Origin of the sequence: Allosphingosinicella sp. (assembly GCF_036403745.1) — a bacterium.
Taxonomy (GTDB): domain Bacteria; phylum Pseudomonadota; class Alphaproteobacteria; order Sphingomonadales; family Sphingomonadaceae; genus Allosphingosinicella.
The window spans coordinates 1-21,559 of the sequence record NZ_DASWQI010000059.1; the positions used below are offsets into that span (position 1 = coordinate 1).

Sequence of the window (21,559 nt, forward strand, 5' to 3'; positions counted from 1 at the left end):
CACATAGAAGCTCTGGCCGCCGCGGAAATGCTCGCGCAGCAGCGCCTCGCGGATCACCAGGGGATCGAACGGCGAGACGAAGGTGCGCACGGCGAGGCGGTCGACCGGCGGGGTGGCGATGATCGACAATTCGCGCACGCCCGAGAGGGCAAGCTGCAGCGTTCGCGGAATCGGCGTCGCGGTCAACGTCAGCACATGGACGTTGTTCTTGAGCTGCTTCAGCTTCTCCTTCTGCTTGACGCCGAAATGCTGCTCCTCGTCGATCACCAGCAGGCCGAGGTGCTTGAACTGGACGCCCTTGCCGAGGATCGCGTGAGTCCCGACGACGATATCGATGCGGCCCTCGGCCACGTCGCGCTTGATATCGGCGGCGTCCTTCGCCGAAACGAGGCGCGAGAGCTGACCGATCCGCACCGGCAGGCCGGCGAAGCGCTGGGTGAAGGTGCTCGCATGCTGGCGCGCCAGCAGCGTCGTCGGCACGACGACGGCAACCTGCATGCCCGAAAGGGCGGCGACGAAGGCGGCGCGCAGCGCGACCTCGGTCTTGCCGAAGCCGACGTCGCCGCAGACCAGCCGGTCCATCGGCTTGCCGGCCTCGAGATCGGCGAAGACGTCGGCGATGGCGCGGTCCTGGTCCTCGGTCTCCTCATAGGGGAAGCGGTCGGCGAAGGCGGCGTAGCTGGTGTCGGGCTCGATCACCTTGCCCGGGCGGACGGCGCGCTCCGCCGCCGTCTTGATCAGCTCGCCGGCAATCTCGCGGATGCGCTCCTTCATCCGCGACTTGCGCCGCTGCCACGCCTCGCCGCCAAGGCTATCAAGGGTCACGCCCTCGCTGTCGGAGCCGTAGCGGGAGAGGATGTCGATATTCTCGACCGGCACGTAGAGCTTGTCGCCGCCGGCATATTCGAGCGCGACGCAATCGTGGGGGCTGGTGCCCACCGGGATCTGCATCAGCCCTTCGTAGCGGCCGATGCCGTGATCCGCGTGGACGACGAGGTCGCCGGGCGAGAGGGTGGCGAGCTCGGACAGGAAGGCGTCGGTCGACTTCTTGCGTCGGCGGCGGCGCACGAGCCGGTCGCCGAGCATGTCCTGCTCGGTGAGCACGGCGACGTCCCCGGCGGTGAAGCCGTGGTCGAGCGGCACGACGGCAAGGGCCACCGCCCCGGTGGCGGCGCTGCCCTGCGCCTCCTGCCAGCTTTCGGCCTCGACGGCCTTCTTGAGGCCATGGTCGGCGAGCAGGCCCTTCAGGCGCTCGCGGGCGCCGCGCGAATAGCTGGCGAGCACGACCTTCTTCTTCGCCCGCCGCAGCGTCGCGACATGGGCGACCACCGCTTCGTAGACGTTGGCGTTCTGCGAGCGCTCCGGCGCGAAGTCGCGCGCGGCATCGACTTCGAAATCGAGGACGGTGGCGCTTTCGGGCTCGTGAAACTGGGTGATCAGGTGGAGCGGGCGCGCCTCGATCAGGTCGCGCCACTCCTCGCGGGGAAGATAGAGCGTGTCGGGCTCGAGCGGGCGGTAGCTGCCCGGGCCGGCGGTCTGGGCGCGCGTCCGGTTCTCGTAATAATCGGCGATCGCTTCGAAGCGCGCGTCCGCCGCGCCGGCGTCGTGGGTGTCGCGCACCACGATGTCGTCGTCCGAAAGGTGGGCGAAGAGCGTGTCGAGCCGCTCCTCGAACAAGGGCAGCCAATGGTCGACGCCGGCGAGGCGGCGGCCTTCCGACACCGCCTGATACACCGGATCGCCGGTCGCGGTGGCGCCGAACTTCTCGCGGTAGCGGGCGCGAAAACGCTTGATGCTCTCCTCGTCGAGCAGGGTCTCGGACGCCGGGAGCAGCGTGAAGCCGCCCTCCGCGCTGGCGATGGTGCGTTGGGTGGTGGGGTCGAAGCGGCGGACGCTTTCGATCTCGTCGCCGAAGAAATCGAGCCGCAGCGCCTCGCTCCGCCCGGCGGGAAACAGGTCGACGAGGCCGCCCCGCACCGCGAACTCGCCCGCATCGGCGACGGTGTCGGTGCGGACATAGCCGTTCGCCTGCAGAAGGCTGGCGAGCCGGTCCCGGTCGATCCGCTCGCCGGGCGCCAGGCGGGCGACGAGCTGGCGGACCCGGAACGGCGTCAGCGTGCGCTGGGTGGCGGCGTTGACGGTGGTGACGAGGAGCTGCGGCCTCTCCGTCTTGCGCTGCAGGGCATGGAGGGTGCCGAGCCGCTCCGATGTGGCGCGCAGCGACGGCGAGCTGCGGTCGTAGGGCAGGCAGTCCCAGGCGGGAAAGCTCAGCACTTCGAGCTCGGGCGCGAAATAGCCGGCGGCGTCGGCGAGCGCGCGCATCGCCGCTTCGTCGGGGGCGATGAACACGGCCCTCCCCTTGGCGGCGCGGGCGAGGTCGGCGGCGAGCCACGGCAGGAAGCCGGCCGGGGCGCCGGCCAGAGTCATCGGCTTCTTCGCCGTCAGGATCTTCTGGATATCAGTCACTTATTCGCGGTGCTTTATATAGTTGAGATGCTGGAGCCGGCGCATCAGCGGCCCTTCGAACGCGGCAGGCGGCGCCTCGGTGCCGATCGCCCAGGCCATGATGTCGACATCCTGCTCCTCGAGCAGCCGTTCGAACCAGGCGATCTCTTCGGCGTCCCACCCTGCCGCATGCGCGTCGAGGAAGCCGCCGATGAGCAGATCGGCCTCCTTGGTGCCGCGATGCCAGGCGCGGAAGCGCAGGCGCTTGAGGCGGGCTTCACGGTCCAGAGGAAGCTCCATGCGGAAAAGGCCGGCGGGGCTTTGACGCCCTGCCGGCATTGGGTACGAACGCGATCTAGTTATGCGGCCCGACATCCTCAACCCGTTGTTCGCCGAAGTGGAGGTGCTGAAGGGCATCGGGCCGGCGCTCGCCAAGCCCCTGAAGCGATTGGGGCTGCAGCGGGTGGTCGATCTGCTCTTCCATCTTCCCACCGGGTGGATCGAGCGCAAGAGGGTGGACCTGCTTGACGCGGCGGACGCGGGTTCCGTGATAACGGTGGTGGTAACGCCGGTCGACTACCGCCAGGCGGGCGGCCGCGGCCCGTTCCGGGTGTTCGCGACCGACCGGGCGGGGAATTACATCACCCTCACTTACTTCAACAATCCAGGCTGGGCGAAGAAGCAGCTGCCTTTGGGCGTCCCTAAAGTCGTGTCGGGGCGGATGGAGCAATACGGGCAGGATCTCCAGATCGTGCACCCCGACTACGTGCTCGGCCCCGCCGACGCGCTCGACCTGCCTGAGCGGGAAGCGGTCTACCCACTCTCCGAGGGGATCACTAGCCGGCGGCTCGGCGACCTCGCCAAGCAAGCGCTGGCGCGGATGCCGGAGCTTGGCGAATGGATCGAGCCGAGCCTGCTCGCCGCCCGCGGCTGGCCCGGCTGGCAGGAAGCCCTGGCAGACGCGCATGGCGGGCGCGCCGGGCCGGCGGCGCGGGAGCGGCTCGCTTATGACGAGGTGTTCGCCAACCAGCTGGCGCTGATGCTGGTCCGGGCCAGCAACCGCCGCCGCCGCGGCGTGCCCTTGGTAGGGGACGGGCGCCTGCGGGCCCAGCTCGACCTGCCCTACGCTCCCACCGGCGCCCAGCGCCGCGCGATGGGCGAGATCGAGGGCGATTTGGCGCAAGCGCAGCCAATGCTCCGCCTGCTCCAGGGCGATGTCGGCTCCGGCAAGACTTTGGTGGCGCTGGAGGCGATGCTGGTCGCGGTCGAGGCGGGTGCGCAGGCGGCGATGCTCGCGCCGACCGAGATCCTCGCGCGCCAGCATTACGAGACGCTGAGGCGCCAGCTCGGCGGTGTCCAGGCCAATGTCGCCATCCTCACCGGACGCGAAAAAGGCCGGGTGCGCGAGGCGACGCTGATGGGCCTCGCCGACGGCTCAATCGACATCCTCGTCGGCACACACGCCATCTTCCAGCAGGCGGTCGTCTACAAGCGCCTCGGCCTTGCCGTCGTCGACGAGCAGCACCGCTTCGGAGTCGCCCAGCGACTGATGCTGGCGGAAAAAGCCGAGCGCCCGCCCCACCTCCTCGTCATGACGGCCACGCCGATCCCGCGCACCCTTACCCTCACCCAGTTCGGGGAGATGGACGTGTCGCGGCTGGACGAGATGCCGCCGGGCCGCCAGCCGATCGAGACGCGTGTGCTCAACGTCGAGCGCTTGCCGGAAGTGGTGGACGGCCTCTCCCGCCACGTCGCCCGCGGCGGCCAGGCTTATTGGGTGTGCCCGCTGGTCGAGGAGAATGAGGCGAGCGACATGGCCGCCGCCGAGGAGCGGGCGCGAGTGCTGCAGCTGCGCTTCGGCGACAAGGTCGGCCTCGTCCACGGTCGGATGAAGGGGCCGGAAAAAGACGCGGCGATGGCCGCCTTCCAGCAGGGCACGGTGGCGGTACTGGTCGCGACCACGGTCATTGAGGTGGGCGTGGACGTGCCCAACGCCACATTGATGGTGGTGGAGGGCGCGGAGCGGTTCGGCCTCGCCCAACTCCACCAGCTGCGCGGGCGCGTCGGCCGCGGAGAGGGCCGCTCCGTCTGCCTCCTCCTGCGCGGCCAGGCGCTGAGCGAGACGGCGCGGGCGCGGCTGGCGTTGATGCGGGAGACCAACGACGGCTTCCGCATCGCCGAGGAGGATCTGCGGCTGCGCGGCGCCGGCGAGATTTTGGGGACGAAGCAATCCGGCGAGGCCCAGTTCCGGCTTGCGGGCCCGGAGCAGATCCAGGCGCTGGTGCCGGTCGCTACCGATGACGCCCGCCTGCTGGTCGACCGCGACGGCGGCCTGCAGGCGCCGCGCGGCCAGGCGGCCCGGGTGCTGCTCTATCTGATGGAGCGGGATGCGGCGGTGGAGCTGCTACGGGGCGGGTAGCTCCTCCCCCCAGGACGGGGAGGGGACCGCCGCCGAAAGCGGTGGTGGAGGGGGGCTGAGCGTGGCAGGACCCCCTCTCCACCGCGCTTCGCGCGGTCCCCCTCCCCGTCCCGGGGAGGATCTTACGACACCAGCAATCCGTGCTTCTTCTTGCCGGCGCTAATCCGCACCTCGGCGCCGGGGCGGAGGGTGACGTCGCTGTCCGCCTTCTCGCCGTTCACCTTCGCACCGCCCTGCTGGATCAGCCGGCGCGCCTCGTTCTTCGACGCGACGAGACCTAGCCCGAGCAGCGCCTCCGTGAGGAGCAACGGGGCCTCGATCTTCATCGTCGGCAGCGATTCGCCGGAGCTTCCTTCCTCGAAGGTCATCCGCGCCGTCTCCGCCGCCGCCTGCGCCGCCGCGCCGCCGTGGGCCAGGGACGTCGCTTCATCCGCCAGGATCTTCTTGGCGGTGTTGATCTCGCTCCCTTCGAGCGCCTCCAGCCGCGCGATCTCGTCCAGCGGCAAATCGGTGAACAGGCGCAGGAAACGGCCGACGTCCTTGTCGCGGGCATCGCGCCAGAATTGCCAGTAATCGTAGGGGCTGAGCTGCTCGGCATTGAGCCACACGGCGCCCGCGGCAGTCTTGCCCATCTTGCCGCCGTCCGCGGTGGTGATGAGCGGCGTAGTGACGCCGTAGACCCGGGTGCCGGCGATGCGGCGGGTGAGCTCGACGCCGTTCACGATGTTGCCCCATTGGTCGGAGCCGCCGAGCTGCAGACGGCAGCCGACCCGTTTCGAAAGCTCCAGGAAATCATAGGCCTGGAGGATCATGTAGTTGAATTCGAGGAAAGTCAGCGGCTGCTCGCGCTCCAGCCGAAGCCGAACGCTGTCGAAGGTCAGCATTCGGTTGATCGTGAAATGCGGCCCGACGTCTCGCAGGAACGGGATGTAGTCGAGGGTGGCGAGCCAATCGTCGTTGTTGACGAGGGTGGCGTCGGTTGCCCCCCCCTCACCTCCTTCAGGCGCGAAGGTCAGGAACTGCTCGAAGGTCTTGCGGATCGAGGCGATGTTTCCGGCGATCGTCTCGTCGGTCAGCATCTTGCGGCTCTCGTCCTTGCCGGACGGATCGCCGATCTTGGTGGTCCCGCCGCCCATGACGACGATCGGCTTGTGTCCGGCCTGCTGGAGCCGGCGCAGCATCATGATCTGCACCAGGCTGCCGACATGGAGCGACGGGGCCGTTGCGTCGAAGCCTATGTAGCCGGGTACGACTTCCTTCGCCGCGAGAGCGTCGAGCCCGTCGGGGTCGGTCATCTGGTGGACATAGCCCCGCTCGTCGAGGATGCGGAGGAGATCGGACTGGTAGGACATGGCGCGCGGTTAGCATGAGGGCGCAAGATTGCTAAGGCCGGATCGATGATGGATCGGATCGACACCGAATTGTGGGCCCACCCCGCGGAGGAGGCGCTGCATGTCGAGACCGTCCGGGTAAGCCTCGAACGGCTGAGGCGGGACCATCTCGCCCTGCGTTTCGAGATAGTGGCGCCGGCCGGCGCCGTGATTCTACCGCCCCCTGCCCCGCCCCTACGATCAGGGCACCTGTGGGAGACCACCTGCTTCGAGATGTTCGTGCGCGCGCGGGGGAAAACGGGATACCGCGAGTTCAATTTCTCCCCCTCGTGCCAATGGGCGGCTTACGAATTTGCAGATTATCGCGACGGAATGACGGACACTCCAGTCGCTGCCCCGCCCATAATCGCGGTGCGCCGCGACGCTCGCACGATTGTCGCCGATGTCGAGCTGTGGCTCGACCTCCCGGAAGATCTCTATGACGTCGGCCTCTGCGCCATCGTCGAGGAGCAGGCGTTCGGCAAATCCTATTGGGCGCTCTCCCACGGTGGTTCGTCGCCCGACTTTCATCACCGCAGTTGCTTTGCCTTGGAACTGCCGCCACCAACGCGGCCATGAAAACCGGCCTCGACCGCCTCCTCGCCGACCCAGCCCTGCGCAAGCCGCTCGAAGGCAAGCGGGTCGCGCTCCTAGCCCATCCCGCGTCGGTAACGGCGGACCTCACCCATTCGCTCGACGCGTTGGTCGCGGCGGGGCTGAACGTCACCGCGGCGTTCGGACCGCAGCATGGCCTCCGGGGCGACAAGCAGGACAATATGGTCGAGTCGCCGGACTTCACCGATCCGGTGCACGGCGTCCCGATCTTCAGCCTCTACGGCGAGGTGCGGCGGCCGACGGGGCAGTCGATGGGGACGTTCGACGTCATCCTCGTCGACCTCCAGGATCTCGGGTGCCGGATCTACACGTTCATCACGACCCTCCTCTATGTTCTGGAAAGTGCCGCGCAGCACGGCAAGGAGGTGTGGGTGCTCGACCGGCCCAACCCGGCGGGGCGGCCGGTGGAGGGGCTGACGCTGCGGCCGGGGTGGGAGAGCTTCGTCGGCGCGGGGCCGATGCCGATGCGGCATGGAATGACGCTCGGTGAGCTGGGGCGGTGGTTCGTCGCGGCGGGCAAGCTGGATGTTGGGTACCGGGTCATCGAAATGGAGGGATATGCGCCCGATGCTGGGCCCGGCTATGGGTGGCCCCCTGAAAGAGTGTGGATCAACCCCAGCCCGAACGCCCCCAACATGTCGATGGCGCGGGATTATGCCGGAACCGTGATGCTCGAGGGCACCACCTTGTCCGAAGGCCGGGGAACGACCCGGCCGCTGGAGATTTTCGGCGCGCCGGACATCGATGCGCGGGCGGTGCTTCAGGAGATGCATAAATATGCACCGGATTGGATGCGGGGCTGCGCACTGCGGGAAATCTGGTTCGAGCCGACCTTCCACAAGCATGTCGGGCAATTATGCAATGGTGTGCATATTCATGCAGAGGGCCCGGCCTACGACCATCACGCCTTCCGGCCGTGGCGGCTGCAGGCGCTGGCGTTCAAGGCGATCCGGCGGCTCTACCCCGATTATTCTTTGTGGCGAGATTTCCCATACGAATATGAGTTCGGCAAGCTGGCGATCGACGTGATCAACGGCGGCCCCGCCTTGCGGGAGTGGGTCGACGATATGGGCGCCGAGGCGGGAGATCTCGACGCCATCACCCTGCCCGACGAGCAGGCGTGGGAGGAAGAGCGGAGGGAGTCCCTCCTGTACTGAGCCTCAGATCCTCCCCGGGACCGGGAGGGGGACCAGCCGCAGGCTGGTGGAGGGGGCTATCAACGCCGCAGCCGTCTCCGAACCCCCTCCACCCCGCCTTCGGCGGCGGTCCCCCTCCCCGTCCGCGGGGAGGATCTGATCAGGCCAGTTGCCCGTGGCAGTGCTTGTACTTGAGGCCGGAGCCGCAGGGGCACGGCGCGTTGCGGCTGACGGTGGCGAGCTCGGCGACGTTGACGCCGTCCGGCATCGCCGGCTGCTCGATCTGCAGCGGCGGCAGGCGCGAGAGGATGTTGCCGCTTCCCGCATCCACGTCGGCCGTGTCGTCGTCGCCGCTGAACGGATCGATGTGGGTGGTGATGAAGTCCGGGAGCACCTGCATGTTGAATTCGGGCATGTTCTGGAATTCGGCGGGCAGCTGGAAATCGGGCTGCTCGGGCATGGTGAAGGTGGCGAGGCCGAGGGTGCGGGTAACGTCCTCGCGAATCGAGACCAGCATCCGTTCGAACAGCCCGAACGCCTCATGCTTATATTCGTCGATCGGCTTCTTCTGGGCGTAGGCGCGAAGGTGGATGACCTGCCGCAGCGCGTCGAGCATCTGGAGATGCTCCTTCCAGTGCTGGTCCAATGACTGGAGGAGGATCGACTTCTCGACCTGGATGTAGCTTTCGGGCGGGATGTCCCGCGCCTTGTCCTCGAGCTGCTGGGCGGTGAGCGCCTCCAGGCGCTCGACCAGCATTTCGGGATCGACCGATTCTTCCTTCAGCCAGTCGTCGACCGGCGGCTCGAAGCCGAAAATCTCCATTACCCGAGCCTTCAGCCCGGCAATGTCCCACTGCTCGGGATAGGTGTTGGGCGGGCAGGATTCGCCGACGATCGTGTTGACCGTCTCCGAGCGCATGTCGGTGACGACGTCGCCGACCGCGTCGGCGTCCATGATATCGGCGCGCTGCTCGTAGATGACCTTTCGCTGGTCGTTCATCACGTCGTCATATTCGACAACCTGCTTGCGGATGTCGTAGTTACGCGCCTCGACCTTCTTCTGCGCGGTCTCGATGGCCTTCGAGATCCACGGCGAGATGATCGCCTCGCCGTCCTCGAGATTCTTGTTCATGAGGCGCGAGAACATGGTCTGCGGGCCGAAGATGCGCAGCAGATCGTCGTCGAGGCTCAAGTAGAAGCGCGACAGCCCAGGATCGCCCTGGCGGCCCGAGCGGCCGCGCAGCTGATTGTCGATGCGCCGGCTCTCGTGCCGCTCGGTGCCGAGCACGAACAGGCCGCCGGCAATGCGGACGCGCTCACGCTCCTCCTCGACCTCGCGCCTGATGCGGGCGATGGCGGCCTCCTTGTCAGGGCCGTCCTCCATCTCGGACAGCTCGTCGCCGACGCGGAACTCGACGTTGCCGCCAAGCTGGATGTCGGTGCCGCGGCCGGCCATGTTCGTGGCGATGGTGACGGCGCCGATGCGGCCGGCCTGGGCGACGATATGCGCCTCATGCTCGTGGAAGCGGGCGTTCAGCACCTCGTGCTTCACCCCCTCGCGCTCGAGGAACTCGGAGAGCAGCTCGGACTTCTCGATCGAGACGGTGCCGACCAGCACCGGTTGGCCGAGCTCCTGCTTCTCCTTGATCGACTTCGCGATGGCGGCGAACTTGTCGGTGACGTTCTTGTAGAATTCGTCGTCCTCGTCGATGCGCTTCACCGCGACGTGGGTCGGGATCGACACCACGTTCATCTTGTAGATGTCCCAGAATTCCGACGCCTCGGTGGCGGCGGTGCCGGTCATGCCGGAGAGCTTGGGATACATGCGGAAATAATTCTGGAAGGTGATCGACGCGAGGGTCTGGTTCTCGGGCTCGATCTCGACGCCCTCCTTGGCCTCGACGGCCTGGTGGAGGCCGTCCGACCAGCGCCGCCCATCCATCATCCGGCCGGTGAACTCGTCGATGATGATCACCTTGCCGTTCTTGACGATATAATCGGTGTCGCGCTTGAACATGACGTTCGCCCGCAGCGCCTGGTTCAGGTGGTGGACGACGAGCGTGTTCTCGAAATCGTAGAGGTTGGAGCCGTGGAGCAGGCCCGCATCCTCGAGCAGCCGCTCCATCTTCTCGGTGCCGTCCTCGGTGAGGACGACCGAGCGCTGCTTCTCGTCGAGCTCGTAATCGACGGGCACGAGGCCCTTCACGATCGCGTCGACCGACATGTAGAGCTCGGACTTGTCGTCCGTCGGGCCCGAGATGATCAGCGGCGTGCGGGCCTCGTCGATCAGGATCGAATCGACCTCGTCGACGATGGCGAAATTGAACGGCCGCTGGACCATCGATTCGCGGTCGTACTTCATGTTGTCGCGCAGATAGTCGAAGCCGAACTCGTTGTTCGTGCCGTAGGTGATGTCCGAGTGATAGGCGTCGCGGCGCTGCTGGTCGGTAAGATTGGGGACGATGACGCCGACGGTCATGCCGAGGAAGCGGTAGATCTGGCCCATCCATTCCGAATCGCGGCTGGCGAGATAGTCGTTCACGGTGACGACGTGGACGCCCTTGCCGTCCAATGCGTTCAGGTAGGTGGCGAGGGTCGCGACCAGGGTCTTGCCCTCGCCGGTGCGCATCTCGGCAATCTCTCCCCTGTGAAGGACGATGCCGCCGACCAGCTGGACGTCGTAATGGCGCTGGCCGAGCGTGCGCTGGGCGGCCTCGCGGACGGTCGCAAAGGCGTCGGGGAGGAGGTCGTCGATCGTCTCGCCGCCCGCCAGGCGGCGGCGGAACAGGGCCGTCTGGTCGCGCAGTTCCTCATCGGTCATTGCCGATACGGTCGATTCGAAGCCGTTGACGCGCTCGACGATCTTCCTGAGCGAGCGGACGTAGCGGTCGTTGGACGACCCGAAGATGGACTTGGCAAAGCCGCCGAGCATGTGGGAATTCCTGTTCGTGATATGCGGGGGATGCACGCCGCGGCGCGCATGAAGGGATCAGGCGATGGGGCAGGCCGCGTCAGGCGGGCTGCGGGCTCATTCGAGCCGGCGCTCGTCAACCGGAGCGAGGCCGCGCGGGGCGGCGAAGGAGGCCGGAGACCAGGCCTTGCGACGACGGACGGGGATTGCGGCGGCCGGAGCGGCGGCAACGGCCGCGGCCTCGGTGGCGGCGGGCGCGATCTGCGCGACGGCAGCCGCCGCGGCGACCGCCTGCTCGACCTGGCGCGGCTCGACGGCCCGGTCGCCGGACATGAATCCGGTGAGGCCGGCCAGCATCGCGGAGAGGACGAGCAGAAATTGCACGCGCTTGCATCCCTGGGCGGGCGCGCCGAAGCGGGCGCCTGCGGCGGACATAGTGTCTCAGCGCCTGCGCGTCCATGGGCGGCGCAAGGATTGACGCGTGCATTCGCCGGGGCTTAGCCCGGGGGCATGAGCGAGCCCCTCACCGGCGGCTGCACCTGCGGCGCCGTCCGCTACGCGCTGAAGAGCGCGCCGTTCGACGCCGGCTGGTGCCATTGCCGCACCTGCCAAAGGACCTCGGGCGCCCCTGCGATGGTGTTCGCCAGCGTTCCCGAGGGGGATCTGGTCTGGACCCAGGGCGCCGACGGGGTGCGGTGGTTCGCGTCCTCGAGCTTCGGCCACCGCGCCTTTTGCGGCGTGTGCGGCACGCCCTTCCTGATGAAGGTCGACCACCAGGCCGAGACGGTCGACTTCTCCGTCGCTACCCTCGACGCAGCGAACGCGGTGGCGCCGGGCTTCCACATCTTCTGGGGGAGCCGGGTGGCGTGGTTCGACCCCGGGGACGATTTACCGAAGTACGAGAAGTTCAGGCCCGACACGCGGGGGTTGGAGGGGACGGAGGCGCCGTAGAAATCATGCCTCCCTCATCCTGTCGGATGGGGAGGCAGAAGATGCCTTACGCCGTCCGGCGCTCGCCGGAATCGTCGGCGAGGACCTGCTCGAGCCAGCCCTGGATCTGGCCCTTGGGCGCGGCGCCGACCTTAGTGGCGGCGGGGGCGCCGTTCTTGAACAGGATCATCGTCGGGATGCCGCGGACGCCATATTTGGCCGGCGCATCGGGATTGTCGTCGATGTTGAGCTTGGCGATGGTGACCCGGTCGCCGAGCTCGCGGCCGATCTCCTCGAGCGCGGGGGCGATCATCCGGCACGGGCCGCACCATTCCGCCCAGAAATCGACCAGGACCGGCTTGTCGGATCCGATCACGTCGGTGTTGAAGCTGTCGTCGGTGACGGTCTTGGTGCTCATCGGGAAATCTCCTCACGGGGTTGTACCCGATCTAGGGATTGGCGGGCGCCGTCTCAACCACCCGAATGGCGGGCGCGTAACGATCGAGCAGCGCGCGCGGCAGGTCGAACAGGATCGGCGTCGCGGTGTAGAGCAGGGCCGCCTCGACCCGACGATCGGGGAAGATGACCCTCAACGCCTCGGTATAAGCGGCCATCTGGCGGAGGTGGGCGGCGGGAATTTCTTCAAGGCTGGCAGGTGCTTTGCGGGCTGTCTTGAAGTCCGCGATGAGGATTCGGTCGGGGGCGACCAGCAGCCGGTCGACCGTACCTGACACCACGACCCCCTCCCCTACCACCGCGGCGATCGGCGCTTCGGCGAGGGCGTCGGGGCCGAACAGCGCGGCGTGCGCAGGATCGTCGATGATTGCGCAGGCATGGTCGATCAGCTCGCGACGTAGACGCGCGTCCGCGACGCCGGCGCTATGCTGGAGCCAGGCATCGGCGCGGGCGCGGCGCTCCGCGGGCGGCACGTCGGGCAGCCGCTCGAACAGGCGGTGGAGGAGCTTGCCGCGTTCGGCGGCGGCGCGGAGCGCCGGCGAGGGCGGCGGGTCGGCAAACCCTTCGTCGCCCAGAGCGGACGGCGCCAGCGGGCGCGGCGGGTGCGATTCGACAGGCGCGGGCTGGCGAAGCCATGCCGGCGGCGTGCGGAGGGGATCGGGCGCGCGGGCGGCCGCCTTGGTGAACACCTCCCCCTGCCCCCAGCGGACACCCTTCGCGAACTCGGCATCCTCGATCTCCGCGGCGCCCAGGGCGCCGAGCGCGCCCCGCACGGCGGTGTACCAGCTCGAAGCGGGCGGGCCCTTGCGGTCGGCGGGGCCGAGGGCGCCGCCGATGTAGAGCCGCTCCTCGGCGCGGGTCATGGCGACGTAGAGGAGGCGCCAATGCTCCTCCCGGTCGAGCCGGTCCTGCGCCTCGACCTGCGCCTTCAGGGGTTCGGCAAGCTCGTCCTTCTTCGGGCGGAAGACCGGCACCGAGGAGCCGTCCTCGCCGAGCTTCAGGCGGGCCATGCGGCCGCCGAAGCCGCCGCCCTTGCGGTCGGGGTCGGCGCAGGCGTCGGCGAGGATGACGACCGGCGCCTGCAGGCCCTTCGAGCCATGGACCGTCATCACCCGCACCGCGTCGAGCGGGGCGGAGGGATCGCGGACGATCTCGACGTCGCCGCGGGCGAACCAGTCGAGGAAGCGCTGCAGCGAGGGGCCCGAGCGAGTCTCGAAATCGAGCGCGGCGGCGAGCAGCTCCTCGATCGGGTCGCGCGCCTCCGGCCCCAGCCGCTCGATCAGGCGGCGGCGGCCATCGAGGGGGCCCGACAGGATCGTCTCTAGGAATTGGTGCGGGGTCGCATAATCCGCCATGGCGAGGAGGGTCCCGAGTCCCGCGGCGGGGAGATCGCCGCTGTCGCGCACCCGCGGCCACAGCGCGCCACCGTCCCGCCCATAAGCGGCGGCGAAAAGATGGTCCTGGCTCCAGCCGAACAGGGGCGAGACGAGCAGGCTGGCGAGGTTGAGGTCGTCGAGCGGCTGCACGGCGAAACGCACCGCGGCGAGGAGGTCGCGCACGCCCAGCGGGGCGGTGAGCAGCAGCCGGTCGACGCCGGCCACCGGCACCCCCTCGGCGTGGAGGCGGGCGACGATGAGCGCGGCGACGTCGCCGCGGCGGCGGACGAGGATGAGGATGTCCTCGGGGCGCACCGGCCGTTTCTTGCCGTCGAGGTGGAAGGGGTGGTCGAGCCAGCGGCGGATGCGGCGGGCGAGCTTCCCGGCATAGGCGCGCACCGCGTCGCTGACCCAGCCCTCCTCGCCGGCCTCCTCGTCCGGGACGAGGTCGTCGCTATAGGGCTGCCAGAGGGTGACCGAGCCGTCACGGGTGCGGTGGTGGGCGAGGTGCGGGCGGGGCGGGCGCGGCAGGCCGAACGCTTCATGGCCGAGGCCGGCGATGACGGCGTCGACCGCCTGGAGCACCGGCGGGGACGAGCGGAAGCTGCGGTCCATGGAGAGATCCAGGAATTCGGGCGGCAGCTCGCGGGCGGGGATGTCCATCTCCTCCGCCGCGGCGCGGACGGTGCGGGCCTTGGCTTCGAAATAGGCGCGGGCGCGCTCGAACTCGGAAGGGTCGGTGCCCTGGAAGCCGAAGATCGCCTGCTTGTAGTCGCCGACGGTGAACAAGGTTCGGTGGCGGGCGGTGGCGCCTGCCCCGGCGAAGAATTCCTCGGTGAGCGCGCCGACGATGCTCCACTGGCCGGCATTGGTGTCCTGCGCCTCGTCGACGAGGATGTGATCGGTCGCCTGGTCGAGCTTGTAGCGGACCCAGTCGCCCATGCCGGGGGTGGCGAGGAGCCGCTCCGTCCAGCGGATGAGGTCGTCGAAATCGACGGCGCCGGCGGCGCGCTTGCCAGCGGCATAGGCTTCGGCGAAACGCTGCCCGGCGCGCAGGCCGCAGGCGAGGCAGGCGACAAGGCTCGCCACCTTCCGCATGGTGAGGAGGCGGGAGCAGCATTGGAACGCGGCAGTGGCGAGGCGGAGATAATCGTCGTCCTGCGGCGCCTGGCCCTTGGCGAAGCTGCGGATCTCGCCGTCGGCCTTTGCCCAGACGGCGTGGAGCTTGTCGAGGAGGCGCGCGCGTTCCGCCGTCCCCGCCGCGGCCCATTGTTCGCACAGCGAGGCGCGTTCGAGGCCGTTCTTGGTGCCCCATTGCCCGTTCAGGAGGCCGATGCGGCGGAGGCTCGCGACGTCGAACACCTCGTCGCAGCATTCTCCGGCGATCGCGGCGTCGGTGTCGCCCGCGGGAAGGCCGAAGGCGACGCGGAGGCGGTCCTCGATCAGCTCCGGTGCCCCGAGCGACGCCATGGCGTCGGGCGCGCGGGCGCAGGCCTTGAGGAAGGATTCGGCGCCGCCCTCCCCCAAACGGTGGCTGAGTGCCTGGACGTTGGCGATCAGCGCCTCGTCGCCCGCCTCCTCGGCGCGGACCAGCAAATCGGCGAGGGTCTGGCGGGCGAGGAGCTGCTCCTCGCGGCCCTCCAGAGGCCTGAAGCCGGGCACCAGCCCCGCCTCGGCCGGAAAGGCGGCGAGCAGGCCCTGGGCGAAGGCGTGGATGGTCTGGATGCGCAGGCCGCCCCCAGTGGCGTCGAGGACGCGGGCGAAGAGGGTGCGGGCCTTCCGGCGTGCCTCCGGGCCGGACGGCTCGCCGAGCGCCTCCAGCTCCTCGAACAGCAGGCTGTCTTTGAGACGCACCCAGTAAGCGAGCCGCTCGTGGATGCGGTGCGCCATCTCGGCGGCGCCGGCCTTGGTGAAGGTGAGGCAGAGGATGGACGACGGGTCAACGCCGGCGAGCAGCAGGCGCAGCACGCGGGCGGTGAGGACGTGGGTCTTCCCCGTCCCCGCCGAGGCGGAGAGGGCGGCATGGTCGCGCGGACGCGACGCGCGCTCCTGCTCGCCCTCCAGCGTCTTCAGGGGCTTCAATCGGCTCGTCATGCGCGTTCGGGGGCCACGGTCCGAACTATAGGAACCGCGCCGCCGCGGTGCCAGCGCTCTTGCACCGCCGGCGGGGAGGCCTAACGGGGCAGGATGCGTATCGCCCTGGCCTTCCCGCTCGCCCTTCTCGCCGCCTCGCCCGCTGTGGCGCAGGACAAGCAGCGCGATTTCTGCCCGGACCGGCCGGGGCTCGGCACCCCGCCCTGCACGTTCGATCCGGGGCATGGCGATATCGAGGTGGGCCTCATCGACTGGACCCTCGATCGGCAAGGCGGGAGCCGCAGCGACACGTTCGTGTTCGGCGACACCCTCGTCCGCTACGGCCTCACCTCGAACATGGAGCTGCAGCTCGGCTGGACCGCGCTCGGCACCCAGCGGCAGCGCGATCCGTTCGGCACTGTCGACCGCTCGACCGGCACCGGCGACATGCGCGTGGCCCTGCGGCGCAACCTCCTCCACCCGGACGGCAGCGACCTGTCGGTGGCGGTCATGCCCTACGCGCGCCTGCCGACCGGCGGCCAGACGATCGGCGCCGGCACGTGGGGGGCAGGCATGTTGCTGCCGCTCACCTACCAGCTTCCGAGCAAGGTCCAGTTCGACTTCACCGGCCGCGTGGAGGCGGAGCCGAACCAGAGCCGGCACGGGCGGCACCTCGCTTATGGCGGCGTGTTCGGCGTCGACCTGCCGGTGACGAAGACGCTCACAGGCACGTTCGAGATGTCGGTCCAGCGCTCGCTCGACCCTTCCGGCCATTCGACCCCCGTGATCGGCGCCTTTTCGCTAGCGTGGCTGGCCAAGCCGTCGCTCCAGCTCGACGTCGGCGCCAACAAGGGCGTGTCGGGCGGGGCGCCGGACTGGGAGCTCTACGCCGGGATCGCCACGCGCTTCTGACGGCTCAGAGCGCCTGGCCGGCCGCCCAGCCACTCGCCCATGCCCATTGGAAATTGTAACCGCCCAGCCAGCCGGTGACGTCCACCGCCTCGCCGATGGCGTAAAGACCGGGCATCGCCCGCGCTTCCATCGTCTGCGACGAGAGACCGGCGGTGGCGATGCCGCCCACCGTCACCTCCGCCTTGGCGAAGCCCTCGGTCCCGCTCGGGACGAAGCGCCATCCGGAGAGGCGCCGCTCCGCTTCCTCCAGCTTCCGGTCTGGAAGGTTGGCGAGCTCCCCCGCCAACTCGAGCCGCGCCGCCAGCGCCTCGGCGAGCCGCTCGGGCAACCGCCGCGCCAGCTGTGTCCTCAACCCCGAGCGCGGCTCCGCCCGCTTGGTGGTGCGCAGCCAGCCGGGAGCCGCGTCGGGGAGGAAGTCGATGGCGATCGGCTCGCCATGACGCCAGTAGGAGGAGACCTGCAGGATGGCGGGGCCGGAGAGGCCGCGGTGGGTGAACAAGGCCGCCTCTCGAAAAGCCGTTTTGCCAGCGGACGCAACCACTTCTGCGGAGACTCCGGAAAGCGATGTGAACAGCGCCTCCTCCCCGCTCAGGGTCAGCGGCACCAGCGCCGGACGCGGCTCAACGACCTTGAGATCGAAGCGACGAGCGAGATCGTAGGCAAAGCCGGTAGCGCCGAGCTTGGGGATGGACGGCCCGCCGGTCGCAATCACCAAAGCGGGCGCGTCGTACGAGCGCGCACCGTGGCGGACGCGGAAGCGGCCGTCGCCATGCTCGACCTCCACCGGCTGGCCGAGGCGGAGGTCGACTCGGCCCGCCGCGCATTCGGCGAGCAGCATCTCGACCACCTGCCGCGCCGAGCCGTCACAGAAGAGCTGGCCGAGCGTCTTCTCGTGCCACGCGATGCCATGCTTCTCGACCAAAGCGAGGAAATCGGCCGCCGTGTAGCGGGCAAGGGCCGAGCGGGCGAAATGCGGGTTGGCGGAGAGGTAGCGCTCCGGCACCGCGCCCAGATTCGTGAAATTGCAGCGGCCGCCGCCCGAGATCAGGATCTTCTTCCCCGGCGCTTCGGCATGGTCGAGGAGCAGCACCCGCCGCCCGCGCTGGCCGGCGACGGCCGCGCACATCAGCCCCGCGCCGCCGGCGCCGAGAACGATCGCGTCGTAGGAGGCCGCTTCCTGTCCCATTCGCCGCCGCCCTCCGGCCTTTGGCCGCACGATGCAAGCGCCCGTGCTTGCCGTGCCCCCCGCCAGTCCCTACCGCCCCCACAGCTCAGCTCCAGGGAGGACCCCCTTCATGATCCCCGCCCGCGCCTACGCCGTCCAAGGTCCAGAGGACCGCTTCGCCCCCTTCTCCTTCGAGCGCCGCGACCCCGCGCCGAACGACGTCGCCATCGCCATCCGCTGGTGCGGCGTCTGCCATTCCGACCTCCACACCGCCCGCGGCGAGTGGGGCGGGACGAAATATCCGTGCGTGCCGGGCCACGAGATCGTCGGCGAAGTCACCGCCGTCGGTTCGGCGGTCACGAAGTTCAAGGAAGGCGACATCGTCGGTGTCGGCTGCATGGTCGATTCGTGCCTCACCTGCAGCGCCTGCCAGGAAGGGCTGGAGCAATATTGCGAGCCCGGCTTCACCGGCACCTACAATGGCCCCGAGCAAGGCACCGGCGGCAACACCTATGGCGGCTATTCGGACCGAGTCGTAGTGCGCGAGGAATTCGTGCTGCGTGTCGGCCACGCGGCGGAGCACCTGCCCGGCGTCGCGCCTTTGCTGTGCGCCGGCATCACCACCTGGTCGCCGCTGCGGCACTGGAAGGTCGGGCCGGGCCAGAAGGTCGGCGTCGTCGGCATCGGCGGCCTCGGCCATATGGGCCTGAAACTCGCCAAGGCCTTGGGCGCCCATGTCGTCGCCTTCACAACGTCCCCGTCGAAGCGCGAGGACGCGCTGGCGCTCGGCGCGGACGAGGTGGTGATCTCGCGCGACAAGGCGGAGATGAAGGCGCACGCCGAAAGCTTCGACTTCATCCTGAACACCGTCGCCGCGCCGCACAATCTCGACCCGTTCCTCCTCTGCCTGAAGCGGAACGGCACGATGGTGCTGGTCGGCGTCCCCGCCGAGCCCCACCCCTCCCCGTCCGTCGGCGCCCTCATCTTCCGCCGCCGTAGCCTCGCCGGCTCGCTGATCGGCGGCATCGCCGAAACGCAGGAGATGCTCGATTTCTGCGCCGAGCACGGCATCGTCGCCGACACCGAGACGATCCGCATCCAGCAGATCGACGAGGCCTACGAGCGAATGCTCCGCTCCGACGTGAAGTACCGCTTCGTCATCGACATGGCGTCGCTGGCGGAGTGAGGGTTCAGCCTCCCGCGGCCCGCGCTTTCTCCGCCTCCGCGGCGAGGAAGCCCGGTTCCCGTTCGGGGACCATCCACTTGCTTTCGTAGATTTCCACCGTTTTGAAGATCGCCTCGCGGAAATAAGGATCCTCGGAGAGGTGCGCGTCCAAGGCGGCGCGGTCGGGGAGGTCGAAGACGAAGAGGCTGCCGATCATCGCGCCGTCTTCCAGGAGCGGGCCGGCGTAGATGATTGGCGCCTGGCGGGCGGCGATGAATTCCAGGTGGGCGGCGCGGTGGCGGCGGCGGAGCTCGCCGCAGGCTTTGTCCTTTCCGATGACGACGAACGGCATGCGTGTCTCCTTCTGCCGGCCCTCCTACGGCGGGAGGGGGGAAGGAAAGGCCTAGCTGGCGCGGTCGTGAGCGCTGTCGAGGTCGATGGGGCTGCCGGTGTCGGCACTGGTCGTCTCGCCGCGCTCGCGCTTGCCGGGCGACGGCTCCTCGCCCTTCTCGGCGACGTTGCCGGTGACGTCGAACTCAGCCACGGCCTGGTCGGCCATGGGCTTTGAGGCGCCGCCCTGGTTGATGGTCGCGCCGCCGCTGTTCTTGGTCATGCTCGCTCTCCTTCGCCTCCTCAACGCCGGGCCTTGGGAGCGGTTCAGATTTTGACCTGGCTGCCCATCTCGACCACCCGGTTGGCGGGCAGGCTGAAGAATTCCATCGGGCTTTCCGCGTTGCGCATCATCCAGGCGAACAGCTTCTCGCGCCACAGCGCCATGCCGCGAATGTCCTTGGTGGCGAGCGGCGTCTGGCGGGAGAGGAAGAAGCTCGTGTCCATCATCTTGAACGGCAGGCCGCAGCAGCGGATGCCGGCCAGCGCCTCGGGCACGTTCATTTCCTGCATGAAGCCGAAATGGAGGGTGATGCGGAAGAAGCCCTGGCCGAGATCCTCGACGTCGAAGCGCTTGCCTTCCTCCACGAACGGCACGTCCTCGATCGCCACCTTGAGGAAGATCGAGCGCTCGTGGAGCACCTGGTTGTGCTTCAAATTGTGAAGCAGCGCATGCGGCACGCCGTCGGCCTGGCTGGTCATGAACACGGCGGTGCCCGGCACGCGGGAGGCGGAGCCGGTCGCCGACTTGATGAACAATTCGATCGGGATCTCGCCATGCTTGAGCTGGTTGCGAAGCAGCTGGCGGCCCTTCGCCCAGGTGGTGAGGAAGGTGAAGGCGATGAAGCCGATCAGCAAAGGAAACCAGCCGCCGCTCGGGACCTTCAGGAGGTTCGCCGCGAAATAGCTGGTGTCGACGATGAAGAAGAGGGCGAGCACCGCCCCGGCGAGCAGGCGGTTCCAGTTCCACAGCGTGAACAGGACGACGGCCAGCAGGCAGGTGTCGATGAACATCGCGCCGGTCACGGCGATGCCGTAGGCGGCGGTGAGATTGGACGAGGTGCGGAAAGCGAGGACGAGGGCGATCACCATCACCATCAAAGCGTAGTTGATCGCCGGGATGTAGATCTGGCTCGCCACCGACTCGCTGGTATGCTCGATCCTGAGGCGCGGCACGAAGCCGAGGTGGATCGCCTGCTGCGTCACCGAGAAAGCGCCCGAGATCACCGCCTGGCTCGCGATGACGGTGGCGGCGGTGGCGATGAGGACGAGGGGGAGCCGGAACCAGTCGGGCGCCAGCATGAAGAACGGGCTCTCGATCGCGCCCGGGGTGCGGATGAGCAGGGCGCCCTGGCCGAGATAGTTGATCATCAGGCACGGCAGCACGACGAACAGCCACCCCGCCTTGATCGGGCGGCGGCCGAAATGGCCCATGTCTGCGTAGAGCGCTTCGGCCCCCGTGACGGCGAGAACGACGGAGCCGAGCGCGACGAAGGCGTGCACACGCTCGGTGGTGAAGAACCAGACCGCGTGGAGCGGGTTCAGCGCCCAGATGACGCCCGGCGCCGAGGCGATGCTGATCGCGCCCAGGATGGCGATGGCGGCGAAATAGACCGCCATGACCGGCCCGAACAGGGTCCCGACCGCGGCGGTGCCGTGACGCTGGATCATGAACAGGCCGAGGAGGATGCCGACCGCGATCGGCAGCACGAACGGCTGCAGGCCCGATTGAACGATGACGAGGCCCTCGACCGCCGAGAGCACGGACACCGCCGGCGTGATCATCGAATCGCCGTAGAAAAGCGCGCAGGCGAAGACGCCGAGCAGGACGATGCTCTTCCCCCAGCTCGCCGACTCGGTCTTGCGGGCGATGAGCGCGAGGAGCGCGAGGCTGCCCCCCTCCCCCTTATTGTCGGCGCGCATCAGGATGGTGACGTATTTCAGGGTCACCACGATCATCATCGACCAGAAGATGAGGCTCAACACGCCGAGGACGTGGAGCTTGTCGACCGGCAGCCGGTGGTGGCCGTGGAAGGTCTCTCGAAAGGCGTAGAGCGGCGAGGTGCCGATGTCGCCGAAGACGATGCCGATGGCGCCCAAGGTGAGCTTGACGATGCCGCCGTGGCCGTGATGGCCCGGGGCGGGATCGCGAACATCGGGCACGGCCGCATTGGCCGCTGCTTCGCTCATCTTCGT

17 protein-coding genes are annotated in these 21,559 nt (G+C 68.6%); 6 read left to right on the forward strand and 11 right to left on the reverse strand.

The genetic code is table 11. From position 1 onward, the window contains the following. A partial coding sequence (locus tag VGC56_RS11475) for a transcription-repair coupling factor (RefSeq protein ID WP_464125041.1) occupies positions 1 to 2,466 on the reverse strand: 2,466 nt, incomplete at its 3' end. Beyond that, the gene (locus tag VGC56_RS11480) at positions 2,467 to 2,733 is read right to left on the reverse strand and encodes an FAD assembly factor SdhE (RefSeq protein ID WP_464125078.1); all 267 of its coding nucleotides are present in this window, start codon (positions 2,731 to 2,733) and stop codon (positions 2,467 to 2,469) included. It lies immediately after the preceding gene. Between the two features lie 73 nt (positions 2,734 to 2,806). Here VGC56_RS11480 and recG point away from each other — a divergent pair, with 73 nt between their 5' ends. Beyond that, positions 2,807 to 4,864 (forward strand): ATP-dependent DNA helicase RecG, encoded by a 2,058-nt coding sequence (recG, locus tag VGC56_RS11485; protein WP_464125042.1) that lies wholly within the window; start codon positions 2,807 to 2,809, stop codon positions 4,862 to 4,864. Between the two features lie 122 nt (positions 4,865 to 4,986). Here the strand turns inward: recG and tyrS are convergent, their stop codons facing one another. Continuing rightward, complete coding sequence (gene tyrS, locus VGC56_RS11490; protein WP_464125043.1) at positions 4,987 to 6,216, reverse strand: tyrosine--tRNA ligase; 1,230 nt, start codon at positions 6,214 to 6,216, stop codon at positions 4,987 to 4,989. A gap of 45 nt (positions 6,217 to 6,261) precedes the next feature. Between tyrS and VGC56_RS11495 the strand changes: the two genes are divergently transcribed. Further along, positions 6,262 to 6,813 (forward strand): DOMON-like domain-containing protein, encoded by a 552-nt coding sequence (locus tag VGC56_RS11495; protein ID WP_464125044.1) that lies wholly within the window; start codon positions 6,262 to 6,264, stop codon positions 6,811 to 6,813. Continuing rightward, a complete protein-coding gene (locus VGC56_RS11500) occupies positions 6,810 to 8,006 on the forward strand; it encodes an exo-beta-N-acetylmuramidase NamZ family protein (RefSeq protein WP_464125045.1) in 1,197 nt (398 codons plus the stop codon). The genes VGC56_RS11495 and VGC56_RS11500 overlap by 4 nt, the downstream gene beginning before the upstream one ends. Before the next feature lie 139 nt (positions 8,007 to 8,145). Here VGC56_RS11500 and secA read toward each other — a convergent pair whose 3' ends face one another. Together secA and VGC56_RS11510 are read right to left on the reverse strand one after the other, a co-directional pair. After that, positions 8,146 to 10,917 (reverse strand): preprotein translocase subunit SecA, encoded by a 2,772-nt coding sequence (gene secA / locus VGC56_RS11505; protein ID WP_464125046.1) that lies wholly within the window; start codon positions 10,915 to 10,917, stop codon positions 8,146 to 8,148. A gap of 96 nt (positions 10,918 to 11,013) precedes the next feature. Continuing rightward, complete coding sequence (locus VGC56_RS11510; protein WP_464125047.1) at positions 11,014 to 11,280, reverse strand: hypothetical protein; 267 nt, start codon at positions 11,278 to 11,280, stop codon at positions 11,014 to 11,016. A gap of 126 nt (positions 11,281 to 11,406) precedes the next feature. Between VGC56_RS11510 and VGC56_RS11515 the strand changes: the two genes are divergently transcribed. Then, positions 11,407 to 11,847, forward strand: coding sequence for a GFA family protein (locus tag VGC56_RS11515; protein ID WP_464125048.1), 441 nt, complete (start codon positions 11,407 to 11,409; stop codon positions 11,845 to 11,847). A 46-nt stretch (positions 11,848 to 11,893) separates the two neighbouring features. Here VGC56_RS11515 and trxA read toward each other — a convergent pair whose 3' ends face one another. Then, positions 11,894 to 12,244, reverse strand: coding sequence for a thioredoxin TrxA (trxA, locus tag VGC56_RS11520; protein ID WP_464125049.1), 351 nt, complete (start codon positions 12,242 to 12,244; stop codon positions 11,894 to 11,896). Between the two features lie 31 nt (positions 12,245 to 12,275). After that, entirely contained in the window at positions 12,276 to 15,740 is a 3,465-nt protein-coding gene (addA, locus tag VGC56_RS11525) for a double-strand break repair helicase AddA (protein WP_464125050.1), read from the reverse strand. Positions 15,741 to 15,845: 105 nt separating this feature from the next. On the opposite strand from addA, the gene VGC56_RS11530 reads away from it, so the two are divergent. Next, entirely contained in the window at positions 15,846 to 16,643 is a 798-nt protein-coding gene (locus VGC56_RS11530) for a transporter (protein ID WP_464125051.1), read from the forward strand. A gap of 4 nt (positions 16,644 to 16,647) precedes the next feature. On the opposite strand, the gene VGC56_RS11535 is transcribed toward VGC56_RS11530, so the two are convergent. Continuing rightward, positions 16,648 to 17,829, reverse strand: coding sequence for a BaiN/RdsA family NAD(P)/FAD-dependent oxidoreductase (locus VGC56_RS11535; protein WP_464125052.1), 1,182 nt, complete (start codon positions 17,827 to 17,829; stop codon positions 16,648 to 16,650). Positions 17,830 to 17,938: 109 nt separating this feature from the next. Here VGC56_RS11535 and VGC56_RS11540 point away from each other — a divergent pair, with 109 nt between their 5' ends. Further along, complete coding sequence (locus tag VGC56_RS11540) at positions 17,939 to 18,994, forward strand: NAD(P)-dependent alcohol dehydrogenase (RefSeq protein ID WP_464125053.1); 1,056 nt, start codon at positions 17,939 to 17,941, stop codon at positions 18,992 to 18,994. A 4-nt stretch (positions 18,995 to 18,998) separates the two neighbouring features. Here VGC56_RS11540 and VGC56_RS11545 read toward each other — a convergent pair whose 3' ends face one another. Genes VGC56_RS11545 through VGC56_RS11555 form a run of 3 tightly spaced genes read right to left on the reverse strand, consistent with a single transcriptional unit; the run spans position 18,999 to position 21,553 of the window. After that, positions 18,999 to 19,325 carry a YciI family protein gene (locus tag VGC56_RS11545; protein WP_464125054.1) on the reverse strand — a complete coding sequence of 109 codons (327 nt, stop codon included), beginning with the start codon at positions 19,323 to 19,325 and terminating at the stop codon, positions 18,999 to 19,001. 51 nt (positions 19,326 to 19,376) lie between these two features. Then, entirely contained in the window at positions 19,377 to 19,586 is a 210-nt protein-coding gene (locus tag VGC56_RS11550) for a hypothetical protein (RefSeq protein ID WP_464125055.1), read from the reverse strand. Positions 19,587 to 19,630: 44 nt separating this feature from the next. Continuing rightward, positions 19,631 to 21,553: a potassium transporter Kup gene (locus VGC56_RS11555; protein ID WP_464125056.1), complete on the reverse strand. Its 1,923-nt coding sequence runs from the start codon at positions 21,551 to 21,553 to the stop codon at positions 19,631 to 19,633. Positions 21,554 to 21,559: the final 6 nt, after the last annotated feature.